This is a genomic window from Plantibacter sp. MPB07, from assembly GCF_046619465.1.
GTDB classification, from domain to species: Bacteria; Actinomycetota; Actinomycetes; order Actinomycetales; family Microbacteriaceae; genus Plantibacter; species Plantibacter auratus.
On the sequence record NZ_CP177043.1, the window covers coordinates 3,956,068 to 3,975,001 of the forward strand.

Annotated in this window: 13 protein-coding genes; 9 read left to right on the forward strand and 4 right to left on the reverse strand. The window is 71.0% G+C overall.

The window, feature by feature from the left end; genetic code table 11:
• Positions 1-34: 34 nt before the first annotated feature.
• Positions 35-1,501 carry an NAD-dependent succinate-semialdehyde dehydrogenase gene (locus tag ACLIME_RS18530; protein WP_411557870.1) on the reverse strand — a complete coding sequence of 489 codons (1,467 nt, stop codon included), beginning with the start codon at positions 1,499-1,501 and terminating at the stop codon, positions 35-37.
• A 180-nt stretch (positions 1,502-1,681) separates the two neighbouring features.
• The gene (gene gabT, locus ACLIME_RS18535; RefSeq protein WP_159877678.1) at positions 1,682-3,046 is read right to left on the reverse strand and encodes a 4-aminobutyrate--2-oxoglutarate transaminase; all 1,365 of its coding nucleotides are present in this window, start codon (positions 3,044-3,046) and stop codon (positions 1,682-1,684) included.
• A 156-nt stretch (positions 3,047-3,202) separates the two neighbouring features.
• On the opposite strand from gabT, the gene ACLIME_RS18540 reads away from it, so the two are divergent.
• Together ACLIME_RS18540 and ACLIME_RS18545 are read left to right on the forward strand one after the other, a co-directional pair.
• Complete coding sequence (locus ACLIME_RS18540; RefSeq protein ID WP_411557871.1) at positions 3,203-4,798, forward strand: PucR family transcriptional regulator; 1,596 nt, start codon at positions 3,203-3,205, stop codon at positions 4,796-4,798.
• Positions 4,799-4,852: 54 nt separating this feature from the next.
• Complete coding sequence (locus ACLIME_RS18545) at positions 4,853-6,904, forward strand: bifunctional lysylphosphatidylglycerol flippase/synthetase MprF (protein WP_411557872.1); 2,052 nt, start codon at positions 4,853-4,855, stop codon at positions 6,902-6,904.
• A 14-nt stretch (positions 6,905-6,918) separates the two neighbouring features.
• On the opposite strand, the gene ACLIME_RS18550 is transcribed toward ACLIME_RS18545, so the two are convergent.
• On the reverse strand, positions 6,919-8,349 hold the full coding sequence (locus ACLIME_RS18550; protein WP_411557873.1) for an alanine--tRNA ligase-related protein: 1,431 nt from the start codon (positions 8,347-8,349) through the stop codon (positions 6,919-6,921).
• A gap of 251 nt (positions 8,350-8,600) precedes the next feature.
• On the opposite strand from ACLIME_RS18550, the gene ACLIME_RS18555 reads away from it, so the two are divergent.
• A complete protein-coding gene (locus tag ACLIME_RS18555) occupies positions 8,601-10,364 on the forward strand; it encodes a cell wall-binding repeat-containing protein (protein ID WP_159877688.1) in 1,764 nt (587 codons plus the stop codon).
• A gap of 75 nt (positions 10,365-10,439) precedes the next feature.
• Here the strand turns inward: ACLIME_RS18555 and ACLIME_RS18560 are convergent, their stop codons facing one another.
• On the reverse strand, positions 10,440-11,579 hold the full coding sequence (locus ACLIME_RS18560; protein ID WP_241161018.1) for an alpha/beta hydrolase: 1,140 nt from the start codon (positions 11,577-11,579) through the stop codon (positions 10,440-10,442).
• Positions 11,580-11,840: 261 nt separating this feature from the next.
• Here ACLIME_RS18560 and ACLIME_RS18565 point away from each other — a divergent pair, with 261 nt between their 5' ends.
• From ACLIME_RS18565 to ACLIME_RS18590, 6 genes are all read left to right on the forward strand, one after another.
• Entirely contained in the window at positions 11,841-12,761 is a 921-nt protein-coding gene (locus ACLIME_RS18565) for a phosphate/phosphite/phosphonate ABC transporter substrate-binding protein (RefSeq protein ID WP_159877690.1), read from the forward strand.
• 97 nt (positions 12,762-12,858) lie between these two features.
• Positions 12,859-13,854, forward strand: coding sequence for a phosphonate ABC transporter ATP-binding protein (phnC, locus tag ACLIME_RS18570; protein ID WP_411557874.1), 996 nt, complete (start codon positions 12,859-12,861; stop codon positions 13,852-13,854).
• Entirely contained in the window at positions 13,854-15,611 is a 1,758-nt protein-coding gene (phnE, locus tag ACLIME_RS18575; RefSeq protein WP_411557875.1) for a phosphonate ABC transporter, permease protein PhnE, read from the forward strand. Before phnC ends, phnE begins: the two co-directional genes overlap by 1 nt.
• Positions 15,608-16,870, forward strand: a complete 1,263-nt coding sequence (locus ACLIME_RS18580; RefSeq protein WP_411557876.1) for a TIGR03364 family FAD-dependent oxidoreductase — start codon at positions 15,608-15,610, stop codon at positions 16,868-16,870. The genes phnE and ACLIME_RS18580 overlap by 4 nt, the downstream gene beginning before the upstream one ends.
• Positions 16,867-17,667 carry an HAD family hydrolase gene (locus ACLIME_RS18585; RefSeq protein ID WP_244175414.1) on the forward strand — a complete coding sequence of 267 codons (801 nt, stop codon included), beginning with the start codon at positions 16,867-16,869 and terminating at the stop codon, positions 17,665-17,667. Before ACLIME_RS18580 ends, ACLIME_RS18585 begins: the two co-directional genes overlap by 4 nt.
• A 19-nt stretch (positions 17,668-17,686) precedes the next feature.
• Positions 17,687-18,814: a zinc-binding dehydrogenase gene (locus ACLIME_RS18590; protein ID WP_124768656.1), complete on the forward strand. Its 1,128-nt coding sequence runs from the start codon at positions 17,687-17,689 to the stop codon at positions 18,812-18,814.
• The last annotated feature ends 120 nt before the right edge of the window (positions 18,815-18,934 follow it).

Consider the following 18,934-nt stretch of genomic DNA (forward strand, 5'->3'; position numbering starts at 1 on the left):
CGGCGACGGTTTCCGTTGTGCCGACCGAGGCGGGTCAGCCGATGGGCGTCATGGTGTACTTCGTGTACAGGTACTCGTGGATGCCCTCGAGCCCGCCTTCGCGTCCGATACCCGACTGCTTGATGCCACCGAACGGTGCTGCGGCGTTCGAGATGACGCCGACGTTGAGGCCCATCATGCCGGTCTGCAGGCGGCCGATCATGCGCTGTCCGCGGGCGAGGTCGGTGGTGAACACGTAGGAGACGAGCCCGTACTCGGTGTCGTTCGCGAGCCGCACGGCCTCGTCCTCGTCGTCGAACGGCACGATCGCGAGGACCGGGCCGAAGATCTCCTCGCGAAGGATGTCGGACCCCGGCACGACGCCGGTGACGACCGTCGGCTGGAAGAAGGTGCCGGGGCCCTCGACGGCCTCGCCGCCGGTGAGGACCTCGGCGCCGCGCTCGACGGCGTCGCCCACGAGGGTCTTCGCCTTCGTGACCGCGCGGTCGTCGATGAGCGGGCCGATCGTCACGCCGTCCTCGGTGCCACGACCGATGCGGAACGCGTTGACCTTGTCCGTGACGCGCTTCGCGAACTCGTCCGCGACGTCGCGGTGGACGATGAAGCGGTTCGCTGCGGTGCACGCCTGTCCGATGTTGCGGAACTTGGCGGCCATCGCGCCCTCCACGGCCTTGTCGAGGTCGGCGTCCTCGAACACGACGAACGGGGCGTTGCCGCCGAGCTCCATCGAGGTGCGGAGGACGTTCTTCGCGGACTGCTCGATGAGCTTCTGACCGACGGCCGTCGAGCCCGTGAAGCTCAGCTTGCGGAGCCGCGGGTCGGCGATGATCGGGCCGGAGACCGCGGAGGAGCTGGAGGTGGTGATGACGTTCACGACGCCGGCGGGGAGCCCGGCGTCCTCGAGCAGCTTCACGAAGTACAGGGTCGTGAGCGGCGTGAGCTCGGCGGGCTTGACGACGACCGTGCAGCCGGCGGCGAGCGCCGGGGCGATCTTGCGGGTCGCCATCGCGAGTGGGAAGTTCCACGGCGTGATGAGGAAGCACGGACCGACGGGGTGCTGTGAGACGGTCATCATGCCGGTGCCCTCGGGGTTCGACCCGTAGCGTCCGGAGATGCGGACAGCCTCCTCGGAGAACCAGCGGAGGAACTCGCCACCGTAGGTGACCTCGCCGTTCGCCTCGGCGAGCGGCTTGCCCATCTCGAGCGTCATGAGGAGGGCGAACTCCTCGCGGCGCTCCTGGAGGAGGTCGAAGGCCTTCCGGAGGATGTTCGAGCGGGTGCGGGGAGCGGTCGCCGCCCACTCGTCCTGAGCGGCGACGGCTGCGTCGAGGGCCGCGGTGCCGTCGGCGACCGAGGCGTCCGCGATCGTCTTGATGACGTCGCCGGTGGACGGGTCGCTCACGTCGAGCGTCGCGCCCTCCGTCGCGTCGCGCCAGACGCCTCCGATGAACAGGCCGTTCGGGACCTTGGCGAGCAGATCGGTTTCACGTGCGTCGGTCATGGGTGGAGCTCCTTGGTGGTGTCGGTGCCGTCGGTCACAGTGTTTCAGCGTGCATGCCCCTCGACAAGCTCGGGGACGACCACATCGGTCCCTGAGCTTGTCGAAGGGCGGGGCCGCCTCGGTCCCTGAGCCTGTCGAAGGGCGGCCCTTCGACAGGCTCAGGGACCGGCGGGCGTGGCGTCAGTTCGCGGCGAGCGCCTCGAGGACGACGTCGAGTCCTTCGTCGAGCAGCTCGAGGGGGATGGTCAGCGGCGGGAGGAAGCGGACCACGTTGCCGTAGGTGCCGCAGGTGAGGACGATGACCCCGGCCTGGTGGGCAGCCTTCGCGACGCGTGCTGTGAGGGCGGCGTCGGGCTCGCCGGTGGCCGGGTCGACGAACTCGACCGCCATCATGGCGCCGCGCCCGCGGATGTCGCCGATGCGGGGGTCGGAGGCCTGTGCCGCGGTGAAGCGGTCGACGATACGGGTTTCGATCGCCCGGGCCGAGGCTGCGAGGTCCTCCTCCTCGTACGCTTCGATCGCCGCAAGGGCAGCGACACAGGCGAGTGGGTTGCCGCCGTAGGTGCCGCCGAGGCCGCCGGCGTGCGGGGCGTCCATGATCTCCGCGCGTCCGGTGACGGCGGAGAGTGGCAGGCCGCCCGCGATGCCCTTGGCGGTGATGATGAGGTCGGGCACGATGTCGAAGTGCTCGGACGCGAACATCGCACCTGTGCGGGCGAAGCCGGTCTGGACCTCGTCGGCGATGAAGACGACGTCGTTCGCGCGGGCCCAGTCGAGCAGGGCCGGCAGGAAGCCGTCCGCCGGGACGATGAAGCCGCCCTCGCCCTGGATGGGTTCGATGATGATCGCCGCGAGGTTGTCGGCGCCGATCTGCTTCTCGATCTGGGTGATCGCGCGCTGCGCCGCTTCGGGGCCGGTCAGTCCGCCGTCGCGGAAGGGGTAGGACAGCGGTGCACGGTACACCTCGGAGGCGAAGGGGCCGAAGCCGCTCTTGTAGGGCATGGACTTCGCGGTGAGGGCCATCGTCAGGTTCGTGCGGCCGTGGTACGCGTGGTCGAAGGCGACGACCGCCTGCTTCTTCGTGTGGCTGCGGGCGATCTTCACCGCGTTCTCGACCGCTTCGGCGCCCGAGTTGAACAGTGCCGTCCGCTTGGCGTGGTCGCCGGGGGTGAGGCGGTTGAGCGCCTCGGCGACCTCGACGTAGGAGTCGTAGGGGGTGATGGTGAAGCAGGTGTGGGTGAACTCCTGCAGCTGTCGGGTGACGGCCTCGACGACGCGCGGGTTGCTGTTGCCCACACCGGTCACGGCGATGCCGGACCCGAGGTCGATCAGGGAGTTGCCGTCGACGTCGACGAGGACGCCACCGCCCGCGCCGGCCGCGAACACCGGCATCGTGGTGCCGACGCCGGACGCGACCGCGGCGTGCTTCCGCGCCATGAGTTCCTCAGAGATCGGTCCGGGGATGGCGGTGACGAGGCGACGTTCCTGGGGGAGCGAGGGTCCGCCGAGGATGGAGGGCGCGGGGGCTGCGGTGCTGCTCGTCATCGGTTCTCCTTCGGCTGCCGCGTCCGGCGGGGGCGCCGAGGTCGTCCGCGAGCAGTGCCACCAGGCTAGGCAGCGGTCCGCCTCGGGGCAGTCGACAGTCTGTCCATGCCAGCGGCATCGGTTGGACGATTCGGCATCCATGCGTAGACTCACGCCATGGCGCCGACGCTGCAGAACCTCCTCGACCACCGCGCGCTCGGCCTCAAGCTCGTGGTGGCCGGGACCGAGGGTGCGCTCGACCGGCAGGTCGCCTGGGTGTCCGGGTCCGACCTGCCGGACCCCACGCCGTTCCTCCTCGCCGACCAGGTGCTGCTCACGACGGGCACGCAGTTCGGGACCGCGGTGTCGACGACGCAGGTCGAGGCGTACGTCGCCCGCCTCGCCGACGCCGGTGTCGCCGGACTGGGGTTCGGCACTGAGGTGATCACGGCCGGGACACCGCCGGAACTCGCCGAGGCCTGCGCGGCGCACGGGATGCCGCTCATCGAGGTTCCGTACCGCACGCCGTTCATCGCCGTCATCCGGTACGCGTCCGACCTCCTCACCGAGGCGGCGCGGGCGAGGGACGCCTGGGCACTGGGCGCCCAGCGCGCCATCGCGTTCGCCGCGCTCCGCCCCGACGCGACGGCCGCCGTCGTCACCGAACTCGCGCGGTCGCTCGGTGCCTGGGTCGTGCTCTTCGACGCGCATGCGACGCCGGTGGCGATCGCGGGCGACGGGCCCTCCGCCGGTCCCGAGACCGAGCGCCTCCTGGAGCGGGTGGCCGGCGAGGCCACCATGCTCCTCAGCCGCGGACAGCGGTCGGGTGCGACGCTCGCGAGCCGCACCCGCACGGTCTCGCTCCAGACCCTCGGTCGGCGTGGGGACCTCCGGGGTGTCCTCGCCATCGCCGGGACCGACGGCCCCCTGGACGCCGCAGCCCAGAGCGTCGTCACCTCCGTCGTCGCCATCGCCGGGCTCACCCTCGAGCAGGGCGGCGCGCTCGGACGGGCTGGGCGCTCGCTGCGCACCGGCGTCTGGCAGCTGCTCCGCGCCGGACAGACCACCGCGGCGCGTGAGGTCGCCGAACAGCTCGGTACGCCGTTGCCGACCGGAGCGGTTCGCGTCGGCGTCTGCTCCGGGCCGACTGAGGCACGCGAGGCACTCCTCACCGAGCTGGAACGGGCCGAGACGCTCAGTCCAGGTTCGCTCTTCGTCGCCGAGCAGGACGGACGGCCCGTCCTCCTCCTCGCAGCGGCCGAAGGGGACAGCGGGACGGACGTCGATCGGGCGATCGAAGCGGTGATCGCGGCGGCACCCGCTCGGCGGCTCGGCCTCTCCCGAGCCGTCGCGCTCGCCGAACTGACGACGGGGATCGAGCAGGCGGTCTCCGCACACGAGCACGCCGTCTCCGCCGGCGAGGCCGTCGTGCGGTTCGGTGCGCTCGCCGCAGCGGGGATGGCAGGGTTGCTCGACCCCGTCCGCGCCGCCGCCGTGGCCGAGGAGCTGCTCGAGCCCGTGCTCCGCGTCGACCGCGAGGAGGGCTCCGACCTCGTGCCGAGCCTCCGCGGCTGGCTCGAGGCGAACGGTCAGTGGGAGCCCGCCGCGCGGCGACTCGGGATCCATCGACACACGCTCCGCAACCGCATCACCCGGGTGGAGCAGGTGCTCGGGCGGCCGCTCGACACCTTCGCCGCTCGGGCCGAACTCTGGCTCGCACTGGTCAGCCTGCCGGACGGCGACGCGTTGCGGTCCCACGCGGCCGTTCTGTAGCCTCGACCGCACGGCGCGCGTGTGCTCCGTGGAACCACGAAGGGGGCAGCGCGCATGAGGATACGAACGGTGGTCGGCCGGGTGCCGGTCACGATCGCCCTGGTGCTGGTCGTCCTCGTCGTGGGCGTCGTCGGGCGTGGCCTCTGGGAGTCGACGACGGCGCAACCGTGGTGGGACGCGGTCGCCTACGGCTTGCCCGCCTTCGAGGCCGGGCGCTGGTGGACCCCCGTCACCGGGACGTTCCTCGTCGTGGAGCCCTGGGCCTACGTGTTCGCGGTGATCGGGTTCGCCTGGGTCGGCCTGCTGGAGTGGTGGCGGGGACCGAAGGTGGCGCTCATCACCTTCGCCGCCGGTCAGCTCGTCGCCGTCCTCGCCACCGCCGGGTTCCTCTGGGCCGCGAGTCAGCTGCCCTGGCCGTGGGCAACGAGCCTCGCCGGGATGCTCGACGTCGGTCCGTCCGGCGGGACGATGGCCTGTTTCGCCGCCTGTGTGTCGCTCTTCGCCTCGCCCTGGCGGCAGCGGGGCTGGATCATCGTCGCGTCCTACGCCGCGATCGGGGTCCTCTTCATCGGCTCGCTCGCGGACCTCGAGCACGCCTTCGCGGTGCTCTTCGTCCTCGCGGTGAACCGCTCCTTCCGCATCCAGCGGGCCAGCGTCCGCGAGCGCCGACTGCTCGCGTTCACGACGAGCGTGGCCCTCGGCGTCGTCCAGATCGTCGCCCTGCTCGTGCCGACCAACGGCCCGTTCGGTCCGACCGCTCCGGCGGAGGGCCCGTGGCTCGACGTCGCGATCGACACGGTCGTGATCATCCTGGTCGCCAACGGTTTGCGGCTCGGTCGCCGTTGGGCATGGGTGCTGAGTGTCGTCTGGGCGATCCTCAACGTCCTGGTCGCGGTCCTGTACCTGGCGCTGTCGCCGCTGGACCCCGCCGAGCTCCCGATCGACTGGGGCGACACCGACGTGTTCCTGGCGACGTCGATGCTCTGGCTCGCCTTCCTCGTCTACCTCCTCGCGACCCGCAGCGCGTTCTCGTCCCACCGACGCCGGCAGCTCGGCGTCGGGCGCAAGCAGCAGCAGGACCTGCCGTCGGCGGACGACGCCCGCGCGCTCATCCGGACCGACGGCGGCGGCTCGCTCTCCTGGATGGCCACGTGGGACGGCATGGAGTACTTCCGCACCTCGGTGGGCCTCGTGCCCTACCAGAAGCACGCCGGTGTCGCGATCGTGCTCGCCGACCCGCTCGGCCCGCCGGAGCACCTCCAGGCCAGCGTCGAGGAGTTCGTCCAGGCGGCCGAGCGTGACTCCCTCATCCCGTGCTTCTTCAGTTCCAGCCAGGCGACGAAGGACGCGATGCCCGAGGGATGGCGCGACCTCATCATCGCCGACGACACGATCGTCGACCTCCCGGGTCTCGCGTTCACCGGCAAGGCCTGGTCGAACATCCGCACGGCGCTCAACAAGGCGGAGCGCGAGGGGATGGTCTTCCGGATGAGCACCTACGCCGCCGAGACCTGGGGCGTCCGACAGCAGATCCGCGCCATCTCCGAGGGCTGGGTCGGCGACAAGGGTCTGCCGGAGATGCGGTTCACCCTCGGGACCCTGCAGGAGGCCGACGACCCGGAGGTCCGTCTGGCACTCGCGATCTCACCGGACGGCGACGTCGACGGCTTCCTCAGCTGGCTCCCGGTCTTCGGCCCCGACGGCGAGCACCGCGGGTGGACGCTCGACCTCATGCGGCGACGCGAAGAGGGCTTCGGTTCGGTCATGGAGTTCCTCATCGCCTCCTCGGCCAAGGTCTTCGCCGAGGAGGGCGCGCAGATCCTCTCGCTCTCGGGCGCGCCGCTCGCGCACCGGGTGGAGGACGACGAGGGGCGCATCGCGCACCTGCTGGGTCAGCTCAGCGGCATCCTGGAGCCGGTGTACGGCTTCTCGTCCCTCCACCGGTTCAAGCAGAAGTTCAACCCCCGATCGGAGCCGATCTACCTCCTGTACCGCGACGAGGGCGACCTCACGCGGATCGCCGCGGCGCTCACCCGCGCGTTCCTGCCGGACGCGACGCTCCGCCAGTTCGCCGGCGCCGGCATCGACATGCTCAAGCGCGACTGAGCGGAGGCCGACCCTCAGGCGGTGTCGCCGCCCGGGAGGCCGGCGGCGCCGAGGTGCGTCGCCCCGCGGGACCGCGCACGCTGCTCCGCGAGCGCGGCGGCGAACTCCGCCTCCCAGTCGGGAGCGACCTCGATGCCGAGGCGCCCGGCCTCCTCGATGGTCAGCTCCTTCGGGAAGCCGTTCGTATCCGACAGTCGGAACACGTCGTGTCCCGTCATGACCCGCCCGGCGTACCCCTGGACCATCTGGAGGCCTGCGCCCAGCGTGCGTCGGAACGACTGCTCCTCCTTGACGAGGACGGCCACGACCTCGTCGCGGGCGGCGGCCACCTCCGGGTAGTCGTCGGCGTACAAGCCGGCGATGACGGGCACGATCTCGCCGAAGAAGTTCTCGTGGAGGTCGAGCGAGAGCGCCAGCCGGATCGCCCGTCGGAGCAGCCGCCGCATGACGTAGCCCTGCTCCTTGTTCGACGGACGCACACCGTCCACCGCCAGGAAGGTCGCACCCCGCAGGTGGTCGGCGATGATGCGCATCGCGGCGGTCTCGTCCTCGTAGCGTTTCCCGGTGAGCTCCTGGAGTCGCTCGACGATGGGCCACAGGAGCGAGATGCGGAAGACGTCGTCGGAGTCGATCGACGCGGCGGCGATGCGTTCGAGGCCGCCGCCGAAGTCCACGTTGCGCCGGGCGAGTTCCTCGAACGAGCCGTCCTCGCGTCGGCGGTACTGCATGAACACCTGGTTGCCGATCTCCATGAACCGTCCGCCGTCGCTCGCGGGATGCGCGAGGCCGTAGGACGGATCCTGGAACTCGGGGCCGAAGTCGTAGAACACCTCGCTGTCGGGGCCGCACGGGTCGCCGATCGGGGTGCCCTCGAGTGACCCGCCGCGGGACCACCAGTTCTCGCCGCCGTCGTAGAAGAAGATCCGCTCTCCGGGCCGCACCCCGCGGGCGTCGCCGTCGGCCTGGGAGCCGATCTCCGCGATCCCGTTGGAGACCCCGCGCTCGGCGAACACGGACGCCCAGATCGACGCGGCCTCGTCGTCGCGTGGGATGCCGTTCGCGGGATCGCCGATGAAGCAGGTGACGGAGATCCGCTCCGGATCCAGCCCGACGATGTCGACCAGGAAGGTGAAGAACTGCCGGATCTGCGTCTCCTTGAAGTAGTCGCCGAGCGACCAGTTGCCGAGCATCTCGAAGAAGGTGGTGTGCCGGTTGTCGCCGACGTCCTCGATGTCCTGGGCCCGGACGCACGGCTGGCTGTCGGTCAGCCGCCGCCCGTCGGGGTGCTCCTCACCGAGGAGGTACGGCAGGAGCGCCTGCATGCCGCTGCCGTTGAACAGGGTGCTCGTGTCGCCGCGCGGGACGAGCGGTGCCCGCGTGATCAGCGCGTGGCCGTTCCGTTCGAGGAAGTCGAGGTAGGCGTTGCGGATCTCGTGGGCGTCCATGCCGACACGATTCCAGCTTTCGGGCCCGAGGGGAAGCCGGTCGGCGCGGCGACCTGGGCCACTGCGGTCGCGGGTCACCGGCCGTCACGCCGCGAGGGGGTCTCGACGCCCCGATCGTCCTGGAATGCGGCCCCCGGCGAGCCGCTCGGACCATCGAGCCGCTCGGACCATACTGTACGAAATGCGGCCCCTCCAAGCGGCCCGCGGGCCGACACGGAGCCCGGAGACGACGAAGGATGTTTGGTGAGGCGATGACGAAATTCTGGCGGTCCCGATCGGCTGGCGTGCTCTCGGTGGTGGTGATGGCGCTGCTCGCCACATCGGTCGGCATCGCGCCCGCGGCGTCAGCCGACAGCGACACCCCGTCGGGCGAACCGGTCGCCGTCGAGGACGGCATGGGAGCCGAGCTTCGAGCGGAGGAACAGCAGCGCAGAGTGGCGCCCGCGCCCCTCGGTGAGGCGAGCGTCCCGGCCCGCGCCGACGGCCAGCTCTTCGGTATCGACATCGCCACGTCGCAGACCAACATCGACCTCCAGGCGTTCAAGGCGGCGGGTGGGCAGTTCACGATCATCAAGATGGGCGGCGGGAACGCCTCGGACAGCCCCTACGTCGCGCCCGCCTACCGTGCGCAACTCGCCCGTGCCCGAGCCGCAGGTCTCCTCGTGGGTCACTATTGGATGAACGGCGACAAGAACGGTCTCACGCCGACAGCCGCGGCGGACTACTTCGTCGCACAGAGCGACATCCGCATCGGCGAGGTCGTCGCGCTCGACATCGAGGCCATCGACGGCGTCGCGGCGTACACGCCCGCGCAGGCCATGGAGTGGATCCAGCGTGTGCAGCAGAGCTACCCCGGCCTCAAGGTGCTCATCTACCTCAACCAGAACGCGGTCAACAACGGCGATTGGAGTGCGGTCGCGAACGCCGGCCACCCGTTGTGGGTTGCGGTGTGGGGCTCGAACAACGGGGCGCCGAACGGTTCGCCGCAGCTGACCCGGAACTGGTCCGACTGGTCGATGTGGCAGTACTCGAGCCGCGGCGTGGTGGCCGGGTTCTCCGGTGCCGTGGACGTGAACCTCGCGAAGGCCGACACGTTCACCCGGAACGGATGGGCCCCGGTCGACCGGCTGGCCGGCTCCGATCGCTTCGGCACCGCCGTCGCCGTGTCGCAACGAGCGTTCCCCAGCGGGAACGCCGGCGTCGCCTACGTGGCCAACGCGCTCTCCGCGCCGGACGCCCTGTCGGCAGCGCCTGCAGCGGCCAAGGAGAACGGCCCGGTGCTGCTCACCCTCGCCGACGCCGTACCCGAGGCGGTGATGACCGAGCTGCGTCGTCTCAAGCCGAAGACCATCAAGGTCGTCGGCGGTGAACAAGCCGTCTCGGCAGCGGCGCTCGCGCAGCTCAGTACCGTCGCACCCGTCGTGCGGTACGCGGGCGACGACCGCTTCGCGACCTCGTTGGCGGTCGCGAGCGAGGTCTTCCCGGCAGCCGACAAGGCGTTCATCGCCACCGGACTCAGCTTCGCCGATGCGCTCACCGGGGCGGCGGCGATCTCCGACGCAGGACCCATGCTGCTCGTCGACGGCACCGCACCGACCGCCGACGCCGCCACGCTCGGTCGTCTGGCCGCCATGGACGTGAAGAGCGTCTACATCGCGGGAGGCACGGTGTCGGTGTCGCAGGGCATCGCGGACGGCATCGGGAGCCAGGAGGGAGCCGGGAACGTCATCCGACTGGCGGGGTCCGACCGGTTCGAGACCGCGGTGGTCATCAACTCGGAGTTCTTCAAGGACTCCTCGCCCGCGACGTTCTACCTGGCCACCGGGAGCGACTTCGCCGATGCACTGACGGGTGGCGCCCTCGCCGCCCTGAAACACGCGCCGCTCTACCTTTCCAGGCAGTACTGCATCCCTCCGACGACGAACGCGGTCCTCCGGGCCAACGCGTCGAACGTCACGTTGCTCGGCGGAGTGAGCGTCCTCAACGAGAACGTCGGTCGTCTGCTCTCCTGCTGACGCAGCGCGGGGTGCCGCCCGGTGCAGCGGCAGCGGCAGCGGTCACGCGGGCCGCTGCCGGCATGTCGCGTCGATTCAGTCGTGGAGCGAGCGCAGGGCGGTCACGACGTCGTCGTGCCAGCGGCGGGCCGCAGGGAGCACGCCGCCGAAGATGGGGGTGTCGTGCGTCGCGCCCAGGTACATCGTCCCGCTCGCGTCGACGCCGTCGGCCCGGAGCGCGGCGAGGTAGGCCGCGCCGTCGCCGCGGAGCGGGTCGTACTCGGCCGTGAGGATCACGGCGCGGGGGAGGTCCGCGTGCGACCGCGCGAGGAGGGGCGACGCGTGCGGCTCCTTCGCCTGACGTCGATCCAGGAGGTAGGTCTTCGCGACGGAACGGAGCTCCTTGATCGCGAAGATCCTCGGGATGCCCATCTCCCGCACGGGGCGGAGGTCGATGTGGCCGCCGGTCAGGTCCGTGACCGGCACCTCGAGCAGCTGGAGTCGGATGGGCAGCCGGCCGCGTTCACGATTCACGAGCGTGAGCGCCGCCGCGATGCTGCCGCCGGCGGACACCCCGGCGACGGCGATCCGCCCCGAGTCGATCCCGAGCGTCGCGGCCTCGGCGAACAGCCACTCGAGCGCCGCGTGGGCCTGCTCCAGCTGGGTCGGGTACCGGTGCTCGGGAGCGAGCGCGTAATCGACGGCGGCGATGACCACGCCGGCGTCGGCCGCCCGACGACGGAACCCCGCGTCGGTCGTCGGGTAGTCGATCCCGCCGATGCGGAACGCCCCACCGAAGAACGACAGGACCGCGGGCACCGCCTGGTCGCCGTCGGCCGTCGGCGGGTGGTAGAGCCGGATCCGGACGTCGGGGAAGCCGGCGACCGGGATCGTGTGCTCCTCGATGCGCAGCTCCGGGCCCGGGACGCCGACGGTCGCGAGCTCCTTCTTGTCCCAGTTCCGCGCGGCCTTGCGGTGCTGTGCGCGCGTCTTCTTGCGGCGGGGTGCGGCGGTGGTGGCCTTCGCCGTCGGGCTCGAGGGCTTCGCCTTCGGCCCGGCGGCCTTCGGGGAGGTCGCCGTCGGGTCCGCCGCGGGAGCGGGCTTCGGGCGCGCGACGGTGGTCGTCTTCGGTCGCAGGAAGAAGGCCTTCGCCTGCTCGAGTGCGGTCGAGATGAGGTAGGCGCGGTGCGTCCGCGCTCGTTCGACGAAGATCGGGTCGAGGGGCAAACGACTCACCTGCTCTGCTGCTCGGATGGGCGGATTCCAGCAGTCTAGGCGGCTCGGCGGACGACGGCCGTGGCTTGCCTGATCGATCCTTCCGCGGGGCTTCACCTCCTGTTCACCGGGAAGCCCGGCCCTGTTCGGGCGCCGCTCGTAGCGTGATCACACGTACGGCACACAGCAGTGCCCGCGTCGGTCACTCGCGGTTCCGATCCACCGGAGCCACGCGCGGAGCGGGCGGGTGCATCGGTCCTTCTGAAAGGTACGTCCCAGCACATGAAGCTCTCCCTCACCCGCGTCGCTGCGCTCGGCGCCGCCGCCCTCCTCTCGATCGGCCTGGCCGCCTGCTCGAGCGCCACCGCCAGCGACACCGGTTCCGCCGCGGCCGGGACCTTCGCGGTCGACGACCAGACCCTCGTCTTCGGCGTCGTCCCCGACTCGGTCGACACGCAGACCAACTACCAGCCGCTCATGGACTACATCGCCAAGGAGACCGGCAAGAAGGTCGAGTACCACGAGTCGACCGACTACGCGGCCCTCATCGAGGCGGCCGTGGCCGGGAAGATCGACGTCGCCTCCTTCTCCGGCTTCACCTACGTGACCGCGCTCAACAACGGGGCCAAGATCACGCCGATCTCGTCGATCATCACCGTCAAGGGGCAGGAGCCGGGGTACTACTCCGAGGCGATCGTCCCGAAGGACTCGTCGATCACGAAGATCGAGGAGTTCAAGGGCAAGAAGGTCTGCTTCGTCGACCCGTCCTCGACGTCCGGGTACCTCTTCCCGAGCTACAACCTGCTCGAGGCCGGCATCGACCCCGAGAAGGACATCACCCCGGTCTTCGCCGGCAAGCACGACGTCTCGGTGACGAAGACCGCCGAGGGCGTCGAGTGCGAGGCGGGCTTCGCCGAGGACTCCGAGGTCGAGAAGAACGACGGCGTGAAGGTCATCGACCGCACGATGGTCCCCGGTGCGCCGATCGTCGAGTCCGACTCGCTGCCCGCCGACGTGAAGGAGAAGCTCGAGAAGGCCCTGTCCGAGGTCACGATCGACCAGATCATCGACTCCGGCGTGAAGAGCGCCGACAGCGACGCCTTCCGCGCGACCTTCTACGGCACCTCGCCGGTCGACGACGCGTACTACGACACCATCCGTGACATCTGCAAGAAGACCAACGCCAAGCAGTGCCAGGCCTGACCTGAGCGCCGGTCCCGCCCTTCGACAAGCGGTTCCTGAGCTTGTCGAAGGGCGGGAACGGCCGTCGATGATCCGCAATCCACGAGAGGCAGCAGCCATGAGCGTCACCGAGCAGCAGGCGCGTCGCACCGCACCCGACGGAGCGGAACCGCTCGTGCGTCTCCGCGGGGTCACGAAGCGCTTCGACCGGACGGTCGCCCTGCAGCGCGTCGACCTCGACATCCGTCGCGGCGAGATCGTCGTCCTGCTCGGTCTGTCGGGCTCCGGCAAGTCGACGCTCCTCCGTCACCTGGACGGCCTCGAGCGGCCCACCGCCGGGTCCGTCTCGGTCCTCGGCGACGAGGTACCGGCCCTCGGGCAGCGTGCCCTGCGCCGGCTCCGCGCCCGCGTCGGGTTCGTCTTCCAGCAGTTCGAGCTGGTCCCGTCGCTCACCGTCCTCGAGAACGTCCTGACCGGTTCGCTGGCGGGCGTCCGCGGACCGCGTCTCGGCATCCTCGGCTACGGCCGCACCCTGAAGTTGAAGGCGCTCGGCCACCTCGACCGCGTCGGGCTCCTCGAGCGCGCCTACCAGCGCGCCGACACCCTCTCCGGCGGTCAGCAGCAGCGCGTCGCCATCGCCAGAGCGCTCATGCAGGACCCCGAGATCCTCCTCGCCGACGAGCCCGTCGCCTCCCTCGACCCGGAATCGAGCGAGCAGGTGATGGCCCTCATCCGCGAGATCGCGATCGACCGCGGACTCACCGTCGTGTGCAGCCTGCACCAGGTCGACCTCGCGCTCTCCTGGGGCGACCGCATCGTCGGTCTCCGCCACGGCGAGGTGGTCCTCGACACCACGACCGACGGCCTGTCGAAGACCGAGGTGATGGAGATCTATGGCCGGGTCGCGACGAGCACCCGTGAGCTGCAGGCGATCGCTGTGGAGTTGGAGACCGACGAGCTGCTCGGCGACCCCGACGACGACCTCCGCGGCCTGCTCGGTGTCGAGGAGCGCGTGGGCGAGGACGAACTGCCCGACGACCCGGAGTGGGAGTTCGACGCCGATGTCGACGGCCGCGAGCCCGACGAGCTCCGTCGACCGGGCAGGACCCGCTGATGGTCGTCACCGCACCCGCGAAGACGGCACCGCCCGTCGGCCGCCCGTCGGGACTCTCCGGACCCGTTCCCGTCGGTCGGCTCCGACCGCAGACGATCGCCGCCGTGCTCACGCTGATCGCGCTGCTCGCGTTCTCGGTCTACTCGCTCCTCGAGGTCGGGATCTCGATCCCGAACATGGTGGCGAGCTGGGGCAACGCGGTCAACTTCTTCAACCGGGTGGGCACGATCACGTTCCCGCCGCCCGGGGAACTGCTGTCGCTCACCGCCCTGACCCTGGGGATCGTCATCTCAGGCACCGTCCTCGCTGCGGTGCTCTCGATCCCGGTCGCGTACCTCGCGGCCGCCAACACGACCCCGGGACCGGCCTGGCGCGCGGTCGGTCGGTTCGTCGGCGTGCTCAGCCGTGCCGTGCCCGATGTCGTCATCGCGATGATCCTCGTGCTCATGTTCTCGCTCGGCTCGCTGCCCGGCATCATCGCGATCGGGCTGCACTCCGTCGGCATGATCTCGAAGCTCTTCGCGGACGCGATCGAGCAGGTCGACGAGGGGCCACGGCTCGCGATCCGGGCGGCCGGCGGCTCGAAGTTGCAGGAGTTCACCTCGGGTGTCCTGCCGCAGGTCCTCCCGTCCTGGGTGGCCACGGTCCTCCACCGGGGCGACATCAACCTGCGTGGTTCGGTCCTCCTCGGCTACGTCGGCGTCCTCGGCCTCGGCCGTGAACTGTCGCTCGCGTTCAAATCCCTCGACTACTCGCTCGGCATCGGACTCGCGATCGTCATCTTCGCGCTGTGCGTCGTCATGGAGATCGTGTCGAGCACCGTGCGGACCGTGATGCTCGGGGTGCAGCCGACCGGACGTGGACTCGGTGACCGCGTCGTGCGTCGGGTGGCCGCGGGCCGGGAGGCACGTCGTGCGGCGGGTGGGAGCAGCCGCACGGTCGCCTCTCCGAGCGCCGAGTCCCGGATCGCCGCTGCAGCGAAGCGTCCGTGGACGCCGGCCCGCGTCCGCGACACCGTCGGTGCCTGGCTCGCCGTGGCGGTCGTGGTCTGGGGCGTCGTCGTGTCCGACATCCAGTGGGGCGACCTCGTGACGTTCTGGGCCAAGGCCCCCGACGTCCTCGTCCGACTCTGGCCTCCGTCGTTCGGCATGCGCACGACGGAGCAGATGGTCGAGGCGATGTTCGAGACCGTCGCGATCGCCTTCGCGGCGACCCTCATCGCCCTCGTCTGCTCGATCGTCATCGGGTCCCTCGCCGCACGGAACGTCGCCCCGAACCGCGGTGTCCGCACCGGCGCCCGGTTCGCGCTCGTCGGCATCCGCGGTATCCCGGAGCTCATCCTCGCGATCCTCCTCATCGTGGTCACCGGGCTCGGGGCCCAGGCGGGGACGCTCGCGCTCGGCATCTGCGGGATCGGCCTCCTCGGCAAGCTCATCGCGGACTCCTTCGAGGAGGTCGCGCCCGGACCGGAACGCGCGCTGACCGCCGTCGGCGCGACGCGCCCACAGGTCTACGCCGCCGCGACGCTCCCGCAGGGCGCCCGTGCACTGGTCGGGCACACCTTCTACACGCTCGACACGAACATCCGCGCCGCGACCATGCTCGGCATCGTCGGCGGAGGCGGCATCGGCTACTACCTGATCCAGGCGGACCAGGGTGGGAACTACGACCAGGTCACGGCCATCGTGCTGATGATCCTCGCGGTGGTCCTCGTCGTCGAGGGCATCGCCATGTGGATGCGGAGGGTGTTCTCGTGAACGGACGACGGATGAGCGGCGGGGTGTCGGCGCCGCGGGTCGGCCTCGGCGTCGGCTCGCTCGGTGCCTCGGCCGATCGCGCGGACGTCGTGATCGTCGGAGCCGGCATCGTCGGGCTGTCCGCGGCGCTCGCCGCTGTGGACGCCGGTGCCGAGGTCGTGGTCGTCGAACGTTCGGCCGAAGCCCAGGGTGCGTCGGTCCGCAACTTCGGTCATCTGGCCGCGACGCCGCAGGCCGGGCTCGCCGCCCGCCTCGCCGCGCGTTCGGCGGAGATCTGGCAGCGACTCGAGCAGGACGCTGGGCTGTGGGTCCGGCGCTCGGGCACGCACGTGGTCGCCCGGCACCTCGACGAGCTGCGCGTCCTCGAGGACTTCGCTGCGTCCCGTGCCCAGGCGGGAGCTGCGGCCGACGTCCGCCTGTACGACGCGGCCGAGTTCCTGCAGGAGGTGCCGATCAGTGCCGACGACGTGGTGGGCGGCGCCTGGCTGCCACGCGACCTCCAGGTGAACCCGCGTCAGGCGCTGGGCGCCGTCACGGCGTACCTGGAACGCCGCGGTGTCGAGTTCCGACGCCGGACGACCGTGACGGGGCTGCGCTCCGGCTTCGTCGACACCAGCCGCGGCGTCATCGCCGCAGGCCTCACCGTAGTCGCGGTGAACCACGACATCGACACGCTCCTCCCCGAGCTGGCCGAGCGGGCGGTCGTCCGTCGATGCGCGCTCGACATGGTGCGGGTGCGCGCCGAACTCCCGATGCCGATGCCGGCGCCGCTCCTGACCGGGTGGTCACTCCTGCGCTACGCGGGATTCGCCGACTCGCCCGCCATCCCGGCACTCCGGGAGCGGTTGCAGCAGGACCACCCCGGGCTCGCCTCGCTCGACGTCAACCTCATGGCGACCCAGTTGCCGGACGGCTCGATCATCCTCGGCGACACCCACAGTCGCGGCGAAGCGGTCTCCCCGTTCCAGTCCGAGCACGCCTTCGACGAACTCCTGCAGGCTGGAAGCACGCTGTTCGGGATCAGGCTCGACGTCCTCGAACGCTGGCAGGGCGTCTACGCCACCGCTCCGGAGGAGTTGCTCATCGACGAACCGACCCCGGGCGTCCGCGTGGTCGCCGCGACCACGGGCATCGGGATGACCACCGGACCCGCGCTCGGCGAGCTGGCCGTCGCCGAGCACCTCGGCCCGACCTTCTCGCCGGCGCAGCCGACCAGCATCCGTGCCGCATCAGCCCACCTTCAGAAAGGCCTCTCGTGACCAGCATCGATCGACCCCAGCAGGACAGCACCGCGGCACCCGACCTCGATGACGACGTGGAGACCGACCTCGCCGACCTCGACGAGCTGGAGGGCGGGTTCGACGACGCGCACGAGGACGACCTCCTGCTCGAACTGGTGGTCCTCGACCTCGCCGGGACGACGGTCTCGGACGACGGCGTCGTCGAGGACGCCTTCCGCGTCGCCGCCGAGACGATCGGCATCGACACCGAGGACGCGCTCGACGCGGCCATCGAGCTCGTCCGCGACACGATGGGCCAGTCGAAGCTCGACGTGTTCCTCATGCTGACCGACGGCGACGAGGCTCGAGCCGCTTCCGGCAACGCCGCCTTCGAAGAGGCCTACGAGCGACTCGTCGGCGAGGGGCGCGTCGAGGCGATCGCCGGAGCCGAGGACACGGTGCGGCGGCTCCGCGAGCTCGGCGTGGGCGTCGTGTTCACCACCGGGTTCGCCCCCGCCACGCGCGACGCGCTCCTCGCGAGCCTCGGGTGGTCCGAACTCGCCGACGACGCCCTGTCGCCCGCCGACGCCGGTCGAGGGCGTCCAGCGCCGGACCTGCCGCTGACGGCGCTCCTCCGGTTCGGTGCGAGCGCCGTCGACACCATGGTCGTCGTCGGCGACACGGCCAGCGACATGCTGTCCGGGGTGAACGCCGGCGCCGGGCTCGTCGTCGGGGTGCTCACCGGAGCACACGACGAGGAGACGCTGCTCGAGGCGGGCGCCGACGAGATCATCACGAGCATCGCCGAGTTGCCCGCGCTGCTCGGTCTCGACTGAACGACCGACCGGGGGAACCATGCACACGACGCTCACCGCGCACGAGGGCAACGACGTCTTCATCAGACCGTCGCCGATCGCGATGGTCTGGCAGGGGCCGGGGCACCCGCACCAGGCGATGGCGGTGCCCGGGGTGACGCTCGGGCCGGGCGACGTCCTCGTCGAGGTGGAACTGGCGACCGTGTGCGGCTCCGACGTGCACACCGTCCTCGGGCACCGTGACGCCGCCACGCCGCTCGTCCTCGGGCACGAACAGGTGGGACGCGTCGTGGCGGTCGGGGGACCCGTCACCGCCGTGGACGGCACGGTCCTCGTCGCGGGGATGCGGGTCGTGTGGTCGGTCGTCGTGAGCTGCGGCGTCTGCGACCGCTGCTCCGCCGGCCTGGAGCAGAAGTGCCGCCGGCTCGCGAAGTACGGGCACGACCGGGTCCACCGCGGCTGGGAGCTGAGCGGCGGATTCGCCACCCACGTCGAACTCCTCGAGGGCACCGCCATCGTGATCGTGGGGGAGACGCCGCCCGCCGCCGTCTTCGCGCCGGCGTCCTGCGCGACGGCCACCGCGATCGCCGCACTGGATGCGGCCGGGCACGATCTGCCCGGCACGGCGGTCCTCGTGACCGGCGCCGGGATGCTCGGGCTGACGGTCGCGGCCATCGCGACCGATGCCGGGGCGCGCGTCGTCGTGAGCGATCCGGACCCCGCCCGCCGGCTGCTCGCCGGTCGCTTCGGCGCCATCGCGACCGTCGACCCCACGATCGGCGCCGCCGAGCACCTCGACGCCGCGCACCTGGCGGCGGGCGTTGAGGGCTTCCCGGTGGCCATCGAGATGTCCGGCGACGCCCGTGCCGTCGACGCCGCCATCGCGTCGCTGTCGATCGGCGGGACGGCGGTCCTCGTCGGCAGCGTGTCGCCCGGTGCGCCGCTCGGCATCGACGCCGAACGGATCGTCCGACGCCTCCTCACGGTGCGCGGCGCACACAACTACCGACCGCGGGATCTGGCACGCGCGGTCGACTTCCTGACCGGTGCGTGGCGTCGGTATCCGTTCGCCGAACTCGTCGGCCCGGAGTTCCCCTTGCAGGACGTCGACGAGGCGCTCGTCGCAGCTGCATCGGGCGCCTTCCCGCGCGTCGGTGTCCGACCCTGAACGACCCGCGGGAGGTCTCGCGAGCCGGCTCGAACCCTCCGGCGAGCCTCGCGGGATCCGGTCGAGGTCTCGGCGACGGCGTCCGAGGGCGACGTGACCTCTTCGAGCGCCCCCATTCCG

Excerpts from the sequence above, each read along its gene's own strand:
- ACLIME_RS18530 (WP_411557870.1), bottom strand. The coding sequence starts at position 1,501 with ATGACCGACGCACGTGAAACCGATCTGCTCGCCAAGGTCCCGAACGGC.
- gabT (WP_159877678.1), bottom strand. The coding sequence starts at position 3,046 with ATGACGAGCAGCACCGCAGCCCCCGCGCCCTCCATCCTCGGCGGACCC.
- ACLIME_RS18540 (WP_411557871.1), top strand. The coding sequence starts at position 3,203 with ATGGCGCCGACGCTGCAGAACCTCCTCGACCACCGCGCGCTCGGCCTC.
- ACLIME_RS18545 (WP_411557872.1), top strand. The coding sequence starts at position 4,853 with ATGAGGATACGAACGGTGGTCGGCCGGGTGCCGGTCACGATCGCCCTG.
- ACLIME_RS18550 (WP_411557873.1), bottom strand. The coding sequence starts at position 8,349 with ATGGACGCCCACGAGATCCGCAACGCCTACCTCGACTTCCTCGAACGG.
- ACLIME_RS18555 (WP_159877688.1), top strand. The coding sequence starts at position 8,601 with ATGACGAAATTCTGGCGGTCCCGATCGGCTGGCGTGCTCTCGGTGGTG.
- ACLIME_RS18565 (WP_159877690.1), top strand. The coding sequence starts at position 11,841 with ATGAAGCTCTCCCTCACCCGCGTCGCTGCGCTCGGCGCCGCCGCCCTC.
- phnC (WP_411557874.1), top strand. The coding sequence starts at position 12,859 with ATGAGCGTCACCGAGCAGCAGGCGCGTCGCACCGCACCCGACGGAGCG.
- phnE (WP_411557875.1), top strand. The coding sequence starts at position 13,854 with ATGGTCGTCACCGCACCCGCGAAGACGGCACCGCCCGTCGGCCGCCCG.
- ACLIME_RS18590 (WP_124768656.1), top strand. The coding sequence starts at position 17,687 with ATGCACACGACGCTCACCGCGCACGAGGGCAACGACGTCTTCATCAGA.